The 15,488-nt window shown below is 64.7% G+C and carries 14 protein-coding genes; 3 read left to right on the forward strand and 11 right to left on the reverse strand.

Annotated elements, in window-relative coordinates:
* Window positions 1-7: 7 nt before the first annotated feature.
* From WKW80_RS04905 to WKW80_RS04925, 5 genes are all read right to left on the reverse strand, one after another.
* Entirely contained in the window at window positions 8-835 is an 828-nt protein-coding gene (locus tag WKW80_RS04905; RefSeq protein ID WP_340362427.1) for an SDR family NAD(P)-dependent oxidoreductase, read from the reverse strand.
* Window positions 836-847: 12 nt separating this feature from the next.
* Window positions 848-2,701: a TRAP transporter large permease gene (locus WKW80_RS04910; RefSeq protein WP_422822858.1), complete on the reverse strand. Its 1,854-nt coding sequence runs from the start codon at window positions 2,699-2,701 to the stop codon at window positions 848-850.
* A gap of 50 nt (window positions 2,702-2,751) precedes the next feature.
* Window positions 2,752-3,771 carry a TRAP transporter substrate-binding protein gene (locus WKW80_RS04915; RefSeq protein WP_340362428.1) on the reverse strand — a complete coding sequence of 340 codons (1,020 nt, stop codon included), beginning with the start codon at window positions 3,769-3,771 and terminating at the stop codon, window positions 2,752-2,754.
* Window positions 3,772-3,918: 147 nt separating this feature from the next.
* Window positions 3,919-4,956, reverse strand: a complete 1,038-nt coding sequence (locus WKW80_RS04920; RefSeq protein ID WP_340362429.1) for an XdhC family protein — start codon at window positions 4,954-4,956, stop codon at window positions 3,919-3,921.
* Between the two features lie 34 nt (window positions 4,957-4,990).
* Window positions 4,991-5,323 carry a winged helix-turn-helix domain-containing protein gene (locus WKW80_RS04925; protein WP_340362430.1) on the reverse strand — a complete coding sequence of 111 codons (333 nt, stop codon included), beginning with the start codon at window positions 5,321-5,323 and terminating at the stop codon, window positions 4,991-4,993.
* A 436-nt stretch (window positions 5,324-5,759) separates the two neighbouring features.
* On the opposite strand from WKW80_RS04925, the gene WKW80_RS04930 reads away from it, so the two are divergent.
* Window positions 5,760-6,101 carry a DUF2325 domain-containing protein gene (locus tag WKW80_RS04930; protein ID WP_340362431.1) on the forward strand — a complete coding sequence of 114 codons (342 nt, stop codon included), beginning with the start codon at window positions 5,760-5,762 and terminating at the stop codon, window positions 6,099-6,101.
* Window positions 6,102-6,118: 17 nt separating this feature from the next.
* Here the strand turns inward: WKW80_RS04930 and WKW80_RS04935 are convergent, their stop codons facing one another.
* On the reverse strand, window positions 6,119-6,328 hold the full coding sequence (locus WKW80_RS04935; RefSeq protein WP_340362432.1) for a TOBE domain-containing protein: 210 nt from the start codon (window positions 6,326-6,328) through the stop codon (window positions 6,119-6,121).
* Between the two features lie 133 nt (window positions 6,329-6,461).
* Entirely contained in the window at window positions 6,462-8,216 is a 1,755-nt protein-coding gene (locus WKW80_RS04940) for an IlvD/Edd family dehydratase (protein ID WP_340362433.1), read from the reverse strand.
* Window positions 8,217-8,508: 292 nt separating this feature from the next.
* On the opposite strand from WKW80_RS04940, the gene WKW80_RS04945 reads away from it, so the two are divergent.
* Together WKW80_RS04945 and WKW80_RS04950 are read left to right on the forward strand one after the other, a co-directional pair.
* Window positions 8,509-11,034 carry a DUF6351 family protein gene (locus WKW80_RS04945; RefSeq protein ID WP_340362434.1) on the forward strand — a complete coding sequence of 842 codons (2,526 nt, stop codon included), beginning with the start codon at window positions 8,509-8,511 and terminating at the stop codon, window positions 11,032-11,034.
* Window positions 11,031-11,834, forward strand: coding sequence for an SDR family oxidoreductase (locus WKW80_RS04950; protein WP_340362435.1), 804 nt, complete (start codon window positions 11,031-11,033; stop codon window positions 11,832-11,834). The genes WKW80_RS04945 and WKW80_RS04950 overlap by 4 nt, the downstream gene beginning before the upstream one ends.
* Before the next feature lie 6 nt (window positions 11,835-11,840).
* Here the strand turns inward: WKW80_RS04950 and WKW80_RS04955 are convergent, their stop codons facing one another.
* From WKW80_RS04955 to ssuC, 4 genes are all read right to left on the reverse strand, one after another.
* On the reverse strand, window positions 11,841-12,938 hold the full coding sequence (locus WKW80_RS04955; RefSeq protein WP_340362436.1) for a helix-turn-helix transcriptional regulator: 1,098 nt from the start codon (window positions 12,936-12,938) through the stop codon (window positions 11,841-11,843).
* A 636-nt stretch (window positions 12,939-13,574) separates the two neighbouring features.
* Complete coding sequence (locus tag WKW80_RS04960) at window positions 13,575-13,790, reverse strand: TOBE domain-containing protein (RefSeq protein ID WP_340362437.1); 216 nt, start codon at window positions 13,788-13,790, stop codon at window positions 13,575-13,577.
* A gap of 27 nt (window positions 13,791-13,817) precedes the next feature.
* Window positions 13,818-14,630: an ATP-binding cassette domain-containing protein gene (locus WKW80_RS04965; protein ID WP_340362438.1), complete on the reverse strand. Its 813-nt coding sequence runs from the start codon at window positions 14,628-14,630 to the stop codon at window positions 13,818-13,820.
* A gap of 10 nt (window positions 14,631-14,640) precedes the next feature.
* Window positions 14,641-15,483 carry an aliphatic sulfonate ABC transporter permease SsuC gene (gene ssuC / locus WKW80_RS04970; protein WP_340362439.1) on the reverse strand — a complete coding sequence of 281 codons (843 nt, stop codon included), beginning with the start codon at window positions 15,481-15,483 and terminating at the stop codon, window positions 14,641-14,643.
* Window positions 15,484-15,488 lie beyond the last annotated feature (5 nt).

A 15,488-nucleotide genomic window follows, 5' to 3' on the forward strand; every position in this document is an offset into this window, starting at 1 on the left:
GCCGCTACTACGCCGGCTTGCCTTGCGCCTCCGCGTTCCGGCGCAAGGTCGGCAAGCCCACACCCGACGCTTCGAAACCGCCGTCCACGGCCAGCACCTGTCCATTGACATAGCCCGCTTCCTTGCTGCAGAGAAAACCGGCGGCCGACGCGATTTCTTCCACCGTGCCGTATCGGGCCAGCGGAATGGTGTCGTAGTAGTCCTCGCGGATGGCTACGGAGTGAACCAGCTTTGCCATCTCCGTTTCCACCGGCCCGGGCGCGATGGCGTTGGAGCGGATGCCGACCGTCCCGAGTTCGACGGCCTGCTGCTTGGTCAACTGGATCAGCGCGGCCTTGCTGGTGCCATAGGCCACGCGCAACGTGCTGGCCCGCAAGCCCGAGATGGACGCGATGTTGACGATGGCGCCGCCACCCGTCTTCAGCATCACCGGCACGCAAGCCTGCGAGCAGAGGAAGGCACCGTCCAAGTTGGTCGACAGCACGTGACGCCACTCGGCGAAGCTGGTCGTCCCGATGGTCTTGAACACCGCGACACCAGCGTTGTTGACCAGCGCGTCGATGCGGCCGAACTGCGATTCGACTCGCTCCACAGCCTCCTGCACTTGCGCCGGGTTCGAGACATCGCATTGGATCGGCAGCACGCGTTCCGCTTCGCGCAACCCCGCCGCCGCCTTGAACAGTTCGACGCGGTCGATGTCCAGCAGCGCAACGCGGTGCGCGTGGTCCAGGAACCATCTGGCAATGGCCAGCCCGATGCCGCGCGCCCCACCCGTCACCACGGCCACCGGCATGGCCGGACGATCATCGTGCTGCTCGATCTTTGCTGCGTTCATTCGCTTTCGCCTTTAAAGAAAACCAATCGACAACCAGGGAACGGCGGCCACGAGGATCGTGCCCAACAACAGGGCGACCATGTAGCCCACGATCGGACGGATGCCCCGGTCCGGGTTGACGCGGCCGATGGCGCAGGCCGCGTAGTACCCGACGCCCAGCGGCGGCGCGAACAGACCGAGACCCATCGACAGCACCACGACGATGGCGTAGTGCACTTCGTGGATGCCAAGCTGCCGCGCAATCGGAAACAGCAAAGGGCCGAGCAATACGATGGCCGGAATCCCTTCGAGCACGGAGCCGAGCAGCACGAACGCCACGATCGACACCGCCAGGAACATCGGTGCGCCGCCGGGCAGCGACCCCATCATTTCCGCCAGCGAGCGAGAGAAGCCTGATTGCGTCAGCCCCCAGGCCATCGCGGTGGCCGTGCCGATGATGAACAGGATGGCGCCGGACAGCGAAGCCGTTGCCACCAGCATCGGGCCGAGCCGCTTCCAGTCGAACTGCCGGTACACCAGCAGCCCGGCAACGATGGCATAGGCGATGCCCAGCGTCGAGACCTCGGTCGCGGTCGCGACCCCTTCCACCACCGCGGCTCGGATCACGAACGGCAGCGCCAACGCAGGCGCGGCAATCGCGAAAAGCTTGCCGACTTCCTTCCAGGTCACGCGCTTGACATGGCTCAGGTCCTCCTGCCGATAGCGAAACCAGACCACGCCGCACAGGAACAGCCCGAGCACCAGCGCCGGCAGCAATCCCCCGGTGAAAAGCGCCGCGATCGACACGCCGGTCACCGAGCCGATCGTGATGAGCACCAGGCTGGGCGGAACGGTTTCGGTTTGCGCCCCGGTGGCGGCAAGCAGCGCGACCAACTCGCCATCGTCCGCGCCGCGCTGCTTCATCTCGGGAAAAAGAGCCGGCGCGATCGCCGCCATGTCCGCAGCCTTCGAGCCGGAGATGCCGGACACGAGATACATCGCGCCGACCAGCACATAGGACAGCCCGCCACGCGCATGGCCCAGCAAACCGGCCAGGAACGCGACCATTGCACGGGCCATGCCCGTCATCTCGATCAGCAGCCCGAGGAATACGAACAGCGGCACGGCCAGCAGGATCAGGTGCGACATGCCTTCGTCCATCCGGCCCACGATGACCAGCAAGGGCGCGTCGGTGGCAAGCGCGATGTAGCCGAAGGTTCCCAGGCCGAAGGCAAAGCCGATCGGAATCCCGGCGAACACGCAACCGGCGACCACGCCCACGAAAAAGACCAGCAGGTTCAGCCGCCCCAGGTCCTCGAACAGCGGCTTGCACAGCCAGAAAGCGAACGCGATCGCGCCCACGGCGACGAGCGCCTGCACGCTGTGCCTGAAAGTGGCGTACTTCAGCAACCTGAGCACCGCAAAAAGCGTCATCAACGCGAGCCCCACCGGCAATGCCGCGGCACGCCATGCATTGGAGATGCCGAGTGCCGGCGTGGTGACCGCCGCCTCCTCGGATGCGAAATCCCATGCCGGATACAGCACCATGGCCAGGAAGACCAGGCATGCGCCCGTGGCAACGGCCTCCAGCAGCGCGGCGCCTTGCGGCCCGGCGCTGCTGACGACCGCGGTCATGCGCATGTGTTCGCCCCTGCGCAGCGCGACCGCGGCACCGAACATGGCCAGCCAGAGGAAAAGAATGGACGACAACTCGTCCGACCAGACCAGCGGGGCATGCAGCACGAAGCGCGCAACGACCCCGGCAAACAGCACGATGACTTCGGCCAGCACGAGCACTGCGGCGGGTACCTCGACCAGCAGGCCAAGCGCGCCGTCGAGCCGGCCCACCCACGGGCGCCCCTGGATCGCAGTGGATGGCGCATGCAGGTGCGGGTCTTCCCCTTGCGCACCTTCGATCGCGCCGTCTGCCACCACGCTCACGCCAGCTTCTTGGTGCTGCGCTCGAGGATCGCCCAGGCCTCGTCGCCGAATTTGCCCTTCCATTCGGAATAGAAGCCGGCCTCGCGCAGCCGGGCACGGAAGGAGTCCGACTTCGCCTCGTTGAAGACCATGCCCTTGGCGGCCAGTTCCTTCTGGAGCGTCGCATTCAGTTCGGCGACGTCCGCGCGCTCCTTCACCCCAGCCGCGTTGATGTGCTTGGCGACGATGGTGCGGACGTCCTCGGGCAGCTTCTCCCACGACCGCTTGTTGGCCAGGAACCAGAAGCCGTCCCACATGTGGTTGGTCACCGAGCAGTACTTCTGCACTTCGTTGAGCTTGGCCGTGGAAATCACCGCCATCGGGTTTTCCTGCCCGTCCACCACCTTGGTCTGCAGCGCGGTGTAGACCTCGCTGAAGTTGATCGAAGCGGGCGCGGAGCCGAAGGCCTTGAACATCGATGTCCAGAGCGGCGCCACGGGCACGCGGATCTTGAAAGCCTTGAGATCGTCCGCGGTCTGGATCGGCTTGCTCGACGACGTGATCTGGCGGAAGCCGTTGTCCCAGTTCTTCTCCATCACGACCAGGCCGGCCTTCTCGATTTCCTTGCGGACGTGTGCGCCCAGTTCGCCGTCGACCGCCTTCCACACCGCGTCGTAGTTGTCGAACGCGAAGCCGACGCCGGTGATCGATGCCGCGGGCACCAGCGTCCCGAGGATCAGCCCCGACAGCGTGAAGAATTCAACCCCTCCCGAGCGCACCTGGCTCAGCGTGTCGGTGTCGGACCCGAGCTGGCTGCTCGGATAGATCTGGATGTCGACGCGGCCGTTTGTCTCCGCCGCGATCGCCGCCGACATCTCCTTCGCCCGGATGTTCAACGGATGCGTCACCGGCAGGTTGTTCGCGTACTTGAGCGTGAACTGAGCCTTCTGCGCCAGCGCAAGCCCCGGAATGCCGAGGGTCGGAATGGCAATGGCGCTGGCGGCCGAGGTGACGAGATTGCGGCGCGTGATGTTCATGGATGTCTCGGGTTTTGGATGGAACCGGGCGAGTTTAGATGTGCGCCCAAGCACGCCGCCTCCGGGGAAACGTTGCACTTCAGTGCGCCGTGACGCGGGGCGAGCCACGGTACTTGGTGTGCACCAATTGGGCATCGCGGTGCCGCACTAGCGCGGCTTGCGCAGCACGGCCACCATCTCGGCGACGATCGACGCCGCAATCTCCGCCGGCCCGATCGCACCGATATCCAGGCCGGCGGGGCCATGGATCCTGGCGCTCTGTTCGGCCAGCACGCCGGCCTGCTCCAGCCGCGCCAACCGTGCCGCATGCGACTTGCGGCTCCCCAGCGCCCCGATATAGAAGACGTTCCTGCGAACGGCTTCGATAAGCGCCGGGTCGTCGATCTCCGGCGCATGCGCCAGCACCACCACCGCGCACCGGCTGTCGAGCCGAAGGTCGCGCATCGTCGCGGCCACGTCGCCCACCAGCATCGCCGCGCCGACGAACTGTGGCCCGCCGGCCATTTCGGCGCGCGGGTCGATGATGGTCACCTCGAAGCCCAGCAATTGCGCGGCATCGCGCAAGGCGCGCGCGGTGCGCACCGCGCCCACCACAAAAAGACGCAGCGGCGCATTGAACACCTGGAAAAGCACCTCCTCCCCGTCCACCAGCGCGATGGCGGTGTCGTCCATTCGCGCCCGCTTGTGCGCCTCGCTCGCCCACGCGCCCGAGGCAGGCCCGTCGCCCGAGATAAGCAAGCGACGCCCATCGGACAGCGCCGTGCACAACACGACGCTGTGCCCGCTGTGCAGCGCTTCGAGCATTTCGCGTAGCACGCCGACCTGGGCACCCTGCCCGCTGCCGATGCATTCGAGCCGGATCTCCAGCGCGCCACCGCAGGCCATGCCCGCGGCCGAGGCGGTGGCGTCGTCGACCGACACGTTCACCATCGCGTCCTTGCCCTCTGCCAGCGCGCCCAGCGCTGCCGACACCACGAGCGTGTCGACACTCGTGCCGAACAGGGTTCCGAAATGGGTGCCGTCTTCGTGTACCGCCATCTGCGTGCCGGCGCGCCGTGGCGCGGTGGACCAGGCCTTCACCACCGTGGCCAGCGCCACGCCGGCGCCGGCGTCTTTCCATTTCAGCACCTGCTCCACCACCGCCGCCGCCGGCAGGCGCGTCTTGTCACCGTGTACATCCGTCATGCCAATTCCTTTGCAATCAAAAGGGCCGTTCCAATCAGGCGTCGACGACCGCCAGCAGGCTGGTCATCGAGCGGATCTCGGCTTTGCAGGCAGCCGTCGCTGTCGCCTCGATGTTGCGGTAGTGCGCGATCAGGCGCCGGCCCACGTCTGTGACCACGCTGCCGCCGCCGTGTTCCCCACCCTTGGCCGATTCGACGGCCGGCTTCTTCAACGCGCCGTTGAGTTCGTTGATCAGGATCCAGGCGCGTCGGTAAGACATGTCGATGCTCTTCGCACCAGCCGTGAGCGAGCCCGTCTCGAGGATCGCTTCGAGCAGGCGGATCTTGCCCGGACCGATCGCAATGGTGTCGCCCGCGGTGATGCGCATGCGGAAGCGGACGACGGGCTTGATGGAAGGCGATTTTGCAGATCCCGCAATCTTCGCGGATTTCGCAGGGGCAATGGGCATGTCGGCGTGAAGGCAGGATTTCGTGGGAACCGCAGGTTACCCCGAAGCCGAGCGACAGGGTAAATCTCTCGAGGTGCCGATAGAGGGTGCTGCAGTTGCCACCACCAGAGCTAACCTTCGCGCGGGCTGCCGAGCAGCGCCGCGTTCGCATGAAGCCGGACAATGTCGTCCTTCGATTGCTCGAGGGGCCGGAGGGGCGTCCCTTCCTCACGCGCTCGCGGCTTGTCACCGACGAGGAGTGGCGGCAACTGGAACCGGCCCAGTTATCGTAATATCCACCAAAACATATCGCGCGGCCTTCAATCCGTGGCAGGCTTGCGCGATTCTTCTCCGGGTTCGATGGAGCGTCCGATTCATGTCAGCATCCTTCGCCCTCAATCTGTCGCGCTCTTCAGGCCTTGCCATCGGCCCGGTGCCGAACGCATACCGGCGGGTCGTTTGCTGCGAAGACGAGGTGGCCGAATCCACCAGCGAGAGCAAGGGCATGCTGGTCGGCGCGCAGATCGTGGTGTTTCCGGTGGACTGCGTCGATCACGACTCGGTGACCAATCTCAAGCGGCTGTGCGCCCGGCACGAGGTGCCATTCCTGCCGCTGCGTACCGCGAGCGTGACGTGCTTTGCAGCAGCCCTGCTCGCGCACGCGGCGCAAGAGGCTCCGGCGAAACCAGCCTTCCGCATGTGCCTGCGGCACGGCTGAAAAATCGACCGGCAGGGTCAGTCGGTACCGACCATCACGCTCGACGCCTTGATGACGCCGTACGCCTTGGCGCCCTCGACCAGCTTCATGGCTTCGGCCGAGTTGGAGGTGATGGTCGAGACGATCTCGACGCCGGGTGCGATCTCGAGCGTGACTTCGGTGGAGACCGGACCACGGACGATCTTGAGGATTTTTCCAGCGAGGACGTTGCGTGCGCTGATCTTCATTGCGACTCCAATGAGGGGGATCGAGGGTATCGACTGGCGCGGACCTTGGACCGTGAATGCTGCCCACACGAGAACTTTTCACGAGCGTTGTATTCCGTAGATCATATCGCGACGACAACCGTCGCTCTCCGGGTCAACCCTCGCGCGGCGCCTTCCCCACCATCTTTTCCGCACGCAGAAAGTCGAAGTCAACGCCCTTGTCCGCCTGCGTCACGGATTGCAGGAAGAGCTTGCGATAGCCGCGCCCGGCGGTCGGCTCGATCACCGGCGACTCTTTCGCGCGGCGTTCCATTTCGTCGTCCGGCACCAGCAGCGCAATTTCGCGGTTGGCCACGCTCAGGCGAATGCGATCGCCGTTTCGCACATGGGCCAGCGGACCGCCGATGGCGGATTCCGGCGTGACGTGCAGCACGATGGTGCCGAACGCCGTGCCGCTCATGCGGCCGTCCGAGATGCGCACGATGTCTTTCACGCCGGCGCGTGCGAGCTTGCGCGGGATCGGGATGTAGCCCGCTTCGGGCATGCCGGGCGCGCCCTTCGGGCCGATGTTCTTCAGCACCAACATGTCCTGCGCGGTCACGTCGAGATCGTCGCTGTCGATGCGCGCCGCCAGATCCTCGATGTTCTCGAAGACGACGGCGCGGCCTTCGTGCTCCATGAGCCTTGGGTCGGCCGCGGACTGCTTGATGATCGCGCCGCCCGGCGCCAGGTTGCCGCGCAGCACCGCGATGCCGCCCTGCGGATAGATCGGGTTGGCGGCCTGGCGGATCACGTCCTGCCTGAACCCGGGGCCGGCGCGTTCGATCTCTTCGCCCAGCGTGCGGCCCGTCACCGTGATGGCGCCGAGCTTCAGCAGCGGCTTGAGCTCACGCAGCAACGTCGCCATGCCGCCGGCACCGTGAAAGTCTTCCATGTAGTGCTGGCCTGAAGGCTTCAGGTCGAGCAGCACCGGTGTGTTGCGGCCCATGCGGTCGAGCGCGGCCAGATCGATCTCGAGGCCCATGCGGCCTGCGATCGCCGTCAAGTGCACGATACCGTTGGTCGAACCGCCGATCGCCAGCAACACGGTCATCGCGTTCTCGAAGGCCTCGGGCGTCAGGATCTTGTCGATGGTCAGGCGGTCGCGCGCCATCTGCACAGCTTGCCTGCCGGTCTGCTCGGCGATGCGGATGCGGTCCGCCGTTACCGCGGGTGGAGAAGCGCCACCCGGCATCGTCATGCCCAGCGCCTCGGCAATGCACGCCATCGTACTGGCCGTGCCCATCACCGAGCAGGTGCCGACACTGGCCACCAATTGGTTGTTGACGTCGACGCTCTCCTCCACGTCGATCTCGTCAGCGCGGTACTTGGCCCAATAGCGTCTGCAGTCGGTACACGCGCCGACACGCTCGCCACGGTGGTTGCCGGTGAGCATCGAGCCGGTGATCAGCTGGATCGACGGAATGCCCGCCGACGCCGCGCCCATGAGCTGCGCCGGCACCGTCTTGTCGCAACCGCCGATGAGAACGACGGCGTCCATGGGCTGCGCGCGAACCAGTTCTTCGGTGTCCATCGACATGAGATTGCGCAGGTACATGCTGGTCGGCGCGGCAAAGCTCTCGTGGATGGAAATCGTCGGGAATTCCATCGGCAGGCCGCCGGCCAGCATCACGCCGCGCTTCACCGCGTCGATGAGTTGCGGTGCGTTGCCGTGGCACGGGTTGTAGGCACTGCCGGTGTTGGCGATGCCGATCACGGGTCGGTCGAGCGCCGCGTCGGTAAAACCTGCCCCCTTGATGAAAGCCTTGCGCAGGAAGAGCGAAAAGCCCTGGTCGCCGTAGCTGGTGAGGCCTTTGCGCATGCCCGAGTTGTCGGGCCGGTCACCGGGTTCGAATGGGGATTTGGGCATCGTGGTCCTGCTGATCGTGGGGGATCATGCCAACTTGAACACACGCTGAGCACTGCCGGCAAGGAGGGCCGATCATCATGGATCTCCAGCCGGCTCCGGAATATTGAAGCGATCCTTGAAGCGATCCGGGGGCGAATTTGCCCTCCTCGGGAGGGCAGACGCCCTTGCGTTTGCCGCCCATACTTTTGAAGCGGTTGGCTGCCGCGTGCGGCCACGGCCCCTCGAACGGAACTCCGTTCGCGTCGAAGTGGCGCCCGTCGCGTAGCCGCAGCCGCGAGCAAAGGAGAAGCTCATGAACAGGAACCTGTTGGGATCGAGCTGCCGACACCTCGCGTGGTCGCTGCTCACGGCACTGTCCATCGCATCCTGTGGCGGTGGAGGCGGAGAGACGTCCGGCTTCGCGGCATCCGCGCCGTCCACGTCGTCCGCGAAGCCGTCATCGACCGCGACGGAATCGTCGACATCGGCACTTCCGGCCACCGACGAAACGGCTCCTGGCGTGGAGACGGCGGACGTCGGCAATGCCAAGCCGGAAGCGGGCAACCAAAAACTGACGCTGGTGTCCATTCGGCTTCTGTCGAGTGCACCGCAGTGGGTCTCGGGTGGCGATGCACGCATCGAGGTGCAAGCGCCGCCCATCCTGCACGACAAAGTGGAGATCTGGATCAATGGGCAGAAGCCTGCGCAGGCGCCGGTCCTGGTTTCCAATGGACGCCGGTTGGAGGGCGTGGTCAGCGGCTTCGTCAACGGTGACAACACGCTCCAGGTCCGTTTCCTGCATGGCCTGGTCGTCGCAGCGTCGATGCGCCTCACCAACTACCCGATCGAGGGCCCGATGTTTTCGGGCCCGCACCAGGTTCCGTTCGTCTGCACCACGAGCCAGTTCGGACTGCAGCCGAAAGTCGACACGGCGACCTCGCCTGGCTACAAGGTGCTCGACGCTGAAAGCCACATCATTGGCTACAGCCGCGACTGCTCCATCGAAAGATTCACTACTTATTGGTATCGGGCTTCCGACAACACCTGGAAACTGCTGCCGCCCGGTGATTCAGTGCCGGCCGACATGACTCAGGTGACCCTGCCAGACAAACGCACGGTGGAGTTCATCGTGCGCCGTGAAGTCGGCACCATCAATCGATTCCTCTACAGCTTTGTCATGCTGGCGCCACGTAAAGACAATCTTGAGCACACGGACACAAGTCTGTGGAACGGCCGCCTCAGCTACTATTTCGGCGGCGGCGTCGGGATCGGCCATACACAAGGATCCGTGAGTGACACGCTCGTGCCTGAAGTATTGGCGCAGGGCTACGCCATCGCGCACTCGAGCGGTAACAGCACACGCAACCATTACAACCTGCAGTTGGCCGGCGAGACCGCCATGATGACCAAGGAGCGCTTCATTGAACGCTACGGCGTGCCCACCTTCACCGTGGGCCTGGGCGGCTCCGGCGGTGCCGTCCAGCAGTACAGCCTGGCGCAGAACCATCCGGGCGTTCTGGACGCCCTGATGCCGCTCCAGTCCTACCCCGACATGGTTTCGCAGGTGACCCACGTCGGCGATTGCGAGTTGCTGGAGTACTACATGGACATGACCGACCGAAACAACACGCGGTGGAGCAATGTCAAGAATCGCACGCTGCTGGTGGGCATGAACGGCGAGCCGGCGGTGGTTGATCCGATGTTGCTGTCGAAGCAGATCCTGGGCCTGGTCTTTCCGAGCACGAGCACCGGCTCGACCGAGTGCGTGAAAGGCTGGCGTGGCGCCTTTCCGCTGGTGATGAACCCGTGGTTTGGGAGCGTACCCAACGCGACGTTCTATGAACCGATGACCGACACCGTCACCACACAAACCAATGGCCCCCCCCACATCCAGTGGTCGCACTTCAACGACGCGGTCAACATCTACGGCCACGGCGCGGACGGCTACGCTCGCCATACGTGGGACAACATCGGCGTGCAGTACGGCTTGAAGTCAATGAAGGAAGGCAGTATCACGACGGCGGAGTTCCTTGACCTCAACTTCAAGGTGGGAGGTTGGGTGCAGCCGAAGGACATGGTGCAGGAGGAGTATCCGTTCGTCGTGGACGCGTCGCCGGTGTTCGACCCCTGGAGCCATCTCAACATGACTTTCTCCCCGGCCCCCGACGTGCCGGCGCCGCGTACCGAAGGCAACATTGACGCCATGAAGGCGGCCTACGCCTCCGGCCTCGTGTTCAGCGGCAACGATCCGCTGCCGACCATCGACAACCGTCAGTACCTGGAGCGCGAGGTCAACATGCATGACGCGCATCAGTCGTTCGCGGTGCGCAAGCGCGTGCTGCAGAAGACCGGGACCACCGACAACCTGGTGATCTGGTTCACCGACACGGTGCCCGCCGCGCCGGGCAGCCCGCCGCAGGTGGACAAGAACCTCTTCGCGTTCAGCGTCATGGACCAATGGATGGCCAGCATCCGCGCTCATCCGGAACTGGGCGTCGCCGGGAACCGGCCGGCCGATGCGGTGGACAGCTGCTTCGACGTCAGCGGCAATCTGATCGCTCGTGGGCCAACAGTCTGGGACGGGATTCTCGACGACAAGCCGAAGGGCGAATGCACGAAGGTCTTCCCGCTGTTCAGCAACTCGCGCATCGTCGCGGGCGCGCCTTTCGAAGAAGGGGTCTACAAATGCGCGCTCAAGAGCGTGGACGCCGCACTGGGCGATGGCACCTATGAACCGTGGAAGCCGGACGACGCGTCAGTCGCGAAGCTCAAGCTGATCTTCCCGCAGGGCGTGTGCGACTACAGCAAGCCGGATCTGGGCCGCCCGTCGCCGTCATGAATGTTTCGATAGTCATCGGCGTCGGGGGCATGGGATTGGCCTGCGCGCGCCGTATGGGTGCGGGACAGCGACTGCTGCTGGCCGACTGCGACGATGGCGTACTGGCATCGGCCGCAGCGGGGTTGCGAGACGCCGGCTACGACGTCCTGACGCACGCGGTGGATGTGGCGGATCCGCAGTCGGTGCAGCGGCTCGCCGCAGCGGCACAAGCGGCCGGCCGGCTGCGAGTCCTTGTGCACACTGCCGGGCTGTCACCGACGATGGCGCCACCCGAGCGCATCTATGCCGTGGACCTGCGCGGTGCCGCGCTGGTCATGGATGCCTTCCTTCCTCTCGCACAGGAGGGCAGCGTCGCGGTCATCATCGCCAGCGCAGCACCCCAGATCATGGCGACGCCGGTCGAGCTCGAACGACAACTCGCCACAGCGCCGAGCGACACGTTGCTCGACGTGGTCGGCACACTGCACAAGGACGACTCCTATGGCGCCTATGCGGTGTCCAAGCGCGGCAATCAATTGCGCGTCGAAGCAGCCGCGGGCGCCTGGGGCGAACGCGGCGCGCGCATCGTCTCGATCAGCCCCGGCCTCATTCGCACGGGCATGAGCGTGCGGGAGGAAAAGGCGAGCTCCCAGATCGCAGCGCTCCGCGCCGCGGTGCCGCTGAAGCGCGTCGGCACGCCGGAGGACATTGCGGCGGCGGTCGAATGGCTTGTCGGGCCGAATGCGAGCTATGTGTCCGGCATCGACTTGCGCATCGACGGGGGCGTTGTCTCGCTGGTCAAATGGACACCCTCGACCTGAAATCGCTCACGAGCGGCTGAGCTTGCGCAGGGCCTCCTCACGGGTGTGTACGTCGAGTTTGCGGTAGACACGATCCGCATAGTCCTTTGCCGTTGCAAGACTGATGTGTAGCCGCGCCGCGATGGTGGTAAATGAATGGTTCTGCTGCAAGAGCAAGCACAGTTCCTTCTGCTTGTCAGAGAGCCCGGCAGCATGCATGTTGCGCATCATCACCAGGACCAGGGGCTCCTGCTGCTGCACCGTGACGCCGACCAATCCATTCGCACAGTCCGAGACGGGGTCAAGCCAATGGGCCCGGAACACAAAGCGCCCAAGAAGGCTCTCGCAATGCGCCACAGGCGGGGCGGCATCGCGTCCCTGGGATATGCGCACCAGGTTGGCGAAGACGTTCAGCACCGGCGGCGGAACGTGCACCGCTTTCGTGCGCCGACCTCCATTCGCCGACGCGCCCGGCTGTGCCGAAAGATAAAAAATCTCCCGGGCCCGTGCGCTGATGAACGCCACTTCCGCATGCGTATTGAGGATCACCAGTCCACTGTCGCCGCTGTCTGCAAACTCGGTCGTGGCGCCGTCGGCACTGCACGTGTCGCGCGGCTGCATGGCATGCGCAACGTACGGCAGCATCTGGCGCAGGGTGTCTTTTTCCGCGGCACTGAATTCAGGTTGCCGCGCCGATCGTCCCAATATCAAGGCTCCCAGCCCCTTGCCGCTCGCCGTATCACGCACGATGCCGTCGATGACGTGATGCAGGGTGTACGGCCGATAAATCAAGTGATAGATGTCTCCACGGTAGAAGTCCCGCGTAAATATCGGGAGCAGGTTTCCGACCTCGCGACCACGACGCATCGTCGTCTCGAAGTCGAAGGGCAGCGCGCGCTCCACGACCCCCGCGAAGTTCTCCGTCAGCGTCGTCACTACTTCGGGAATCACGTATTCCGGCGTGAAGCCGGCCAGATGCCCGGTTTCGTCAGCCCAGAAAAATCCATTTGTCTCCAGAGGAAGCAGTTCGTGCGCTGTCGCCAGCAGACTGGGCATCACGGCCTGAGGGTCCAGGCCGAGGCAACACAGGCGCCGGAAGTGAGCCATGGCCGACATTCGTTTCATGTCATGTCCCTCCTGGGTTTTGCGACCGCAGCCGAGTGGCGCGATGCCCTCCGGCATCACAGGAAAAAGCGCCAATTGCCCTCCCAGGAGGGCAGACTCTCAAGGGCCAACCGCTCTCTGGTATGACAGGGAAGAAAGTTCTTCAGTGTCGGAAAGAGGCTGATTCTGGGATCGTTGAATGGGCCTGCCACGGGATGTTTGGATCGGTTGCTTCTGTTGCCGGACATGCCTTGACAGCGAGCGTGCCGCGCACCGCAAATCGAGCCAGCCAATATGGACTTCAGAGAAGAAGCCCATGGAAGGCGTACTCACGAGATCGAGCCTGCGACGCCTTGCCGTGTCGCTGTTACCCGGGCCGGTATGGCCCGAGACCGTGGGACTGTTGCTCGGCACTTCTGTCAAGCCGTCCGCCAGGGCTTTGGCGGCGCATCGCAGATCACCGTACCGTCGGCGACCGGCTTCGCAAAGGGCGGCGCCCGGGTGCCACGGCAACCCGGCTTCGGATGCAATGCGGACCCGAGCGGCAAGTGCACTGCGGATCACCCATCGACGCTGGGCCACCTGATCATCGCGCGCTTCGTGCCGAGCGAAATGTATCGGCAGGGGCTTTTCTGAAACCTCGTGCGGGGTCGCCCTCTACAACTTCGCGATCGACACCTCCGTCGACTTCACCAGCGCGACCACATCGGAGCCGGGCTTGAGCTGCAGCTCATCGACCGAACGCGTGGTGATGACCGAGGTGACGACGCCCCAGGCGGTCTCGACGTCGACTTCGGAGACGACATCGCCGCGGATGATTTCCTTCACCTTTCCGCGGAACTGATTGCGGACGTTGATGGCTTGAATGGACATGGAATAGCTCCTTTGGTTTGAGAAAAATCAGAGTGCCCAGCGCAATGCGTGGGCGGGGCCGTTGGCCCAATGCGGGTCGTTGCGGGCCGGTTCGCCATCGGGCTTTTGCAGCACGCGATCGAGGATGCGTTTCTCGATGGCAGCAAACTCAGGATCACCTTGCGAGCGCGGCCGGGCCAGCGCGATGTTCTCGTCGAGCGCAATGCGACCGTCCTCGATGAGGATCACGCGATCGGCAAGCGCCACCGCCTCCTGCACGTCGTGCGTCACCAGCAGCGCGGTGAAGCGATGGCGCTGCCACAGGTCTTCGATGAGGCGGTGCATCTCGATGCGGGTCAGTGCGTCGAGCGCACCCAGCGGCTCGTCCAGCAGCAACAGCCGAGGGTGATGCACCAGCGCTCGCGCCAACGAGACCCGCTGGCGTTGCCCACCCGACAAGCGCGCCGGCCACTCGCCCGCGCGATCGGCCAGGCCCACTTGCGCCAGCACTTCCTTGCCACGCACACGCGCCTGCGCCGGCAGCCCCAGCAAGACGTTGTCGAGCACGCGCCGCCAGGGCAGCAGCCGCGCTTCCTGGAACATGATCCGCGTGTCGTCGTGCAGCCCGTCGACGGCGCGGCCGTCGGTGAAGAGCGCGCCTTCGCTGGCCTGCTCCAGCCCGGCCACGAGTCGCAGCAAGGTACTCTTGCCGCAACCGCTGCGTCCGACGATGGCGATGAACTGGCCCGGCTCGACGGCAAGCCGCGTATTGCGCAACACCTCGCGCTGCCCATAGCGCTTGTAGAGGCCGCGCGCTTCGAGCTTGACGCCGCCTTCGATAGCGGAGGATTGTTCTGTCACAGGTCTTCCTTCAGGTCGATTTCTTTTGATAACCGGGGTGCCAGCGCAGCCACCAGTGCTCGAGGCCCCGTGCGAACAAGTCAGCCAGCTTCCCCAGCAATGCATACAGCAGGATCCCCACCAGCACGATGTCCGTCTGCAGGAACTCCCGCGCATTCATCGTGAGGTAGCCGATGCCAGCCTGCGCCGAAATGGTCTCGGCCACGATCAGGATCACCCACATGAGGCCCAGCGAAAAGCGCAGTCCCACCAGGATCGACGACAGCGCCCCCGGCAGGATCACTTCGCGATAGAGCTGCCAGCGCGTCAGTCCGTAGGTGCGGCCCATCTCGATGAGTTGCGGGTCGACGTTGCGGATGCCGTGGAAGGTGTTGAGGTAGATCGGGAAGAACACCGACACGCTGATGAGAAACAGCTTGGCCGTTTCATCGATGCCGAACCACAGGATCACCAGCGGAATCAGCGCGAGCGCGGGAATGTTGCGCACCATCTGGATGGTCGAGTCGAGCAGCTTCTCGAAGAACTTCACCGATCCGGTCAACAGCCCGAACGCCAATCCGAGTCCGCCGCCAATCGCAAGCCCGGCCAGCGCCCTTCCCGCGCTGACCTTGACGTGCGTCCACAGCTCGCCCGACAGGGTCAGCGTCCATGCCGCCTTGACCACGTCGATGGGTGCGGGCAGCACGCGTGTCGACAGCCAACCCAGCGACGAGGCGATCTGCCATGTGACGATCAGAGTGACCGGCACCAGCCACGGCACGAGTCGCACGGCTACGCCCGATGCAAATGCCTTGATGCCACCGCTTGCGGAGGGCGTTTCGCCGAGAGCCAAGGTCTGTACTTGTTCTGTCATGGTGC

It is taken from the genome of Variovorax humicola, assembly GCF_037889915.1.
GTDB lineage: Bacteria > Pseudomonadota > Gammaproteobacteria > Burkholderiales > Burkholderiaceae_C > Variovorax > Variovorax humicola.

Bases quoted from the DNA above. Each gene is read 5' to 3' on its own strand.
- WKW80_RS04920 (WP_340362429.1), bottom strand. From the start codon at position 4,956: ATGACGGATGTACACGGTGACAAGACGCGCCTGCCGGCGGCGGCGGTG.
- WKW80_RS04960 (WP_340362437.1), bottom strand. From the start codon at position 13,790: ATGTCCATTCAAGCCATCAACGTCCGCAATCAGTTCCGCGGAAAGGTG.
- WKW80_RS04935 (WP_340362432.1), bottom strand. From the start codon at position 6,328: ATGAAGATCAGCGCACGCAACGTCCTCGCTGGAAAAATCCTCAAGATC.
- WKW80_RS04915 (WP_340362428.1), bottom strand. From the start codon at position 3,771: ATGAACATCACGCGCCGCAATCTCGTCACCTCGGCCGCCAGCGCCATT.
- WKW80_RS04940 (WP_340362433.1), bottom strand. From the start codon at position 8,216: ATGCCCAAATCCCCATTCGAACCCGGTGACCGGCCCGACAACTCGGGC.
- ssuC (WP_340362439.1), bottom strand. From the start codon at position 15,483: ATGACAGAACAAGTACAGACCTTGGCTCTCGGCGAAACGCCCTCCGCA.
- WKW80_RS04955 (WP_340362436.1), bottom strand. From the start codon at position 12,938: ATGAAACGAATGTCGGCCATGGCTCACTTCCGGCGCCTGTGTTGCCTC.
- WKW80_RS04945 (WP_340362434.1), top strand. From the start codon at position 8,509: ATGAACAGGAACCTGTTGGGATCGAGCTGCCGACACCTCGCGTGGTCG.
- WKW80_RS04930 (WP_340362431.1), top strand. From the start codon at position 5,760: ATGTCAGCATCCTTCGCCCTCAATCTGTCGCGCTCTTCAGGCCTTGCC.
- WKW80_RS04925 (WP_340362430.1), bottom strand. From the start codon at position 5,323: ATGCGCATCACCGCGGGCGACACCATTGCGATCGGTCCGGGCAAGATC.
- WKW80_RS04950 (WP_340362435.1), top strand. From the start codon at position 11,031: ATGAATGTTTCGATAGTCATCGGCGTCGGGGGCATGGGATTGGCCTGC.
- WKW80_RS04905 (WP_340362427.1), bottom strand. From the start codon at position 835: ATGAACGCAGCAAAGATCGAGCAGCACGATGATCGTCCGGCCATGCCG.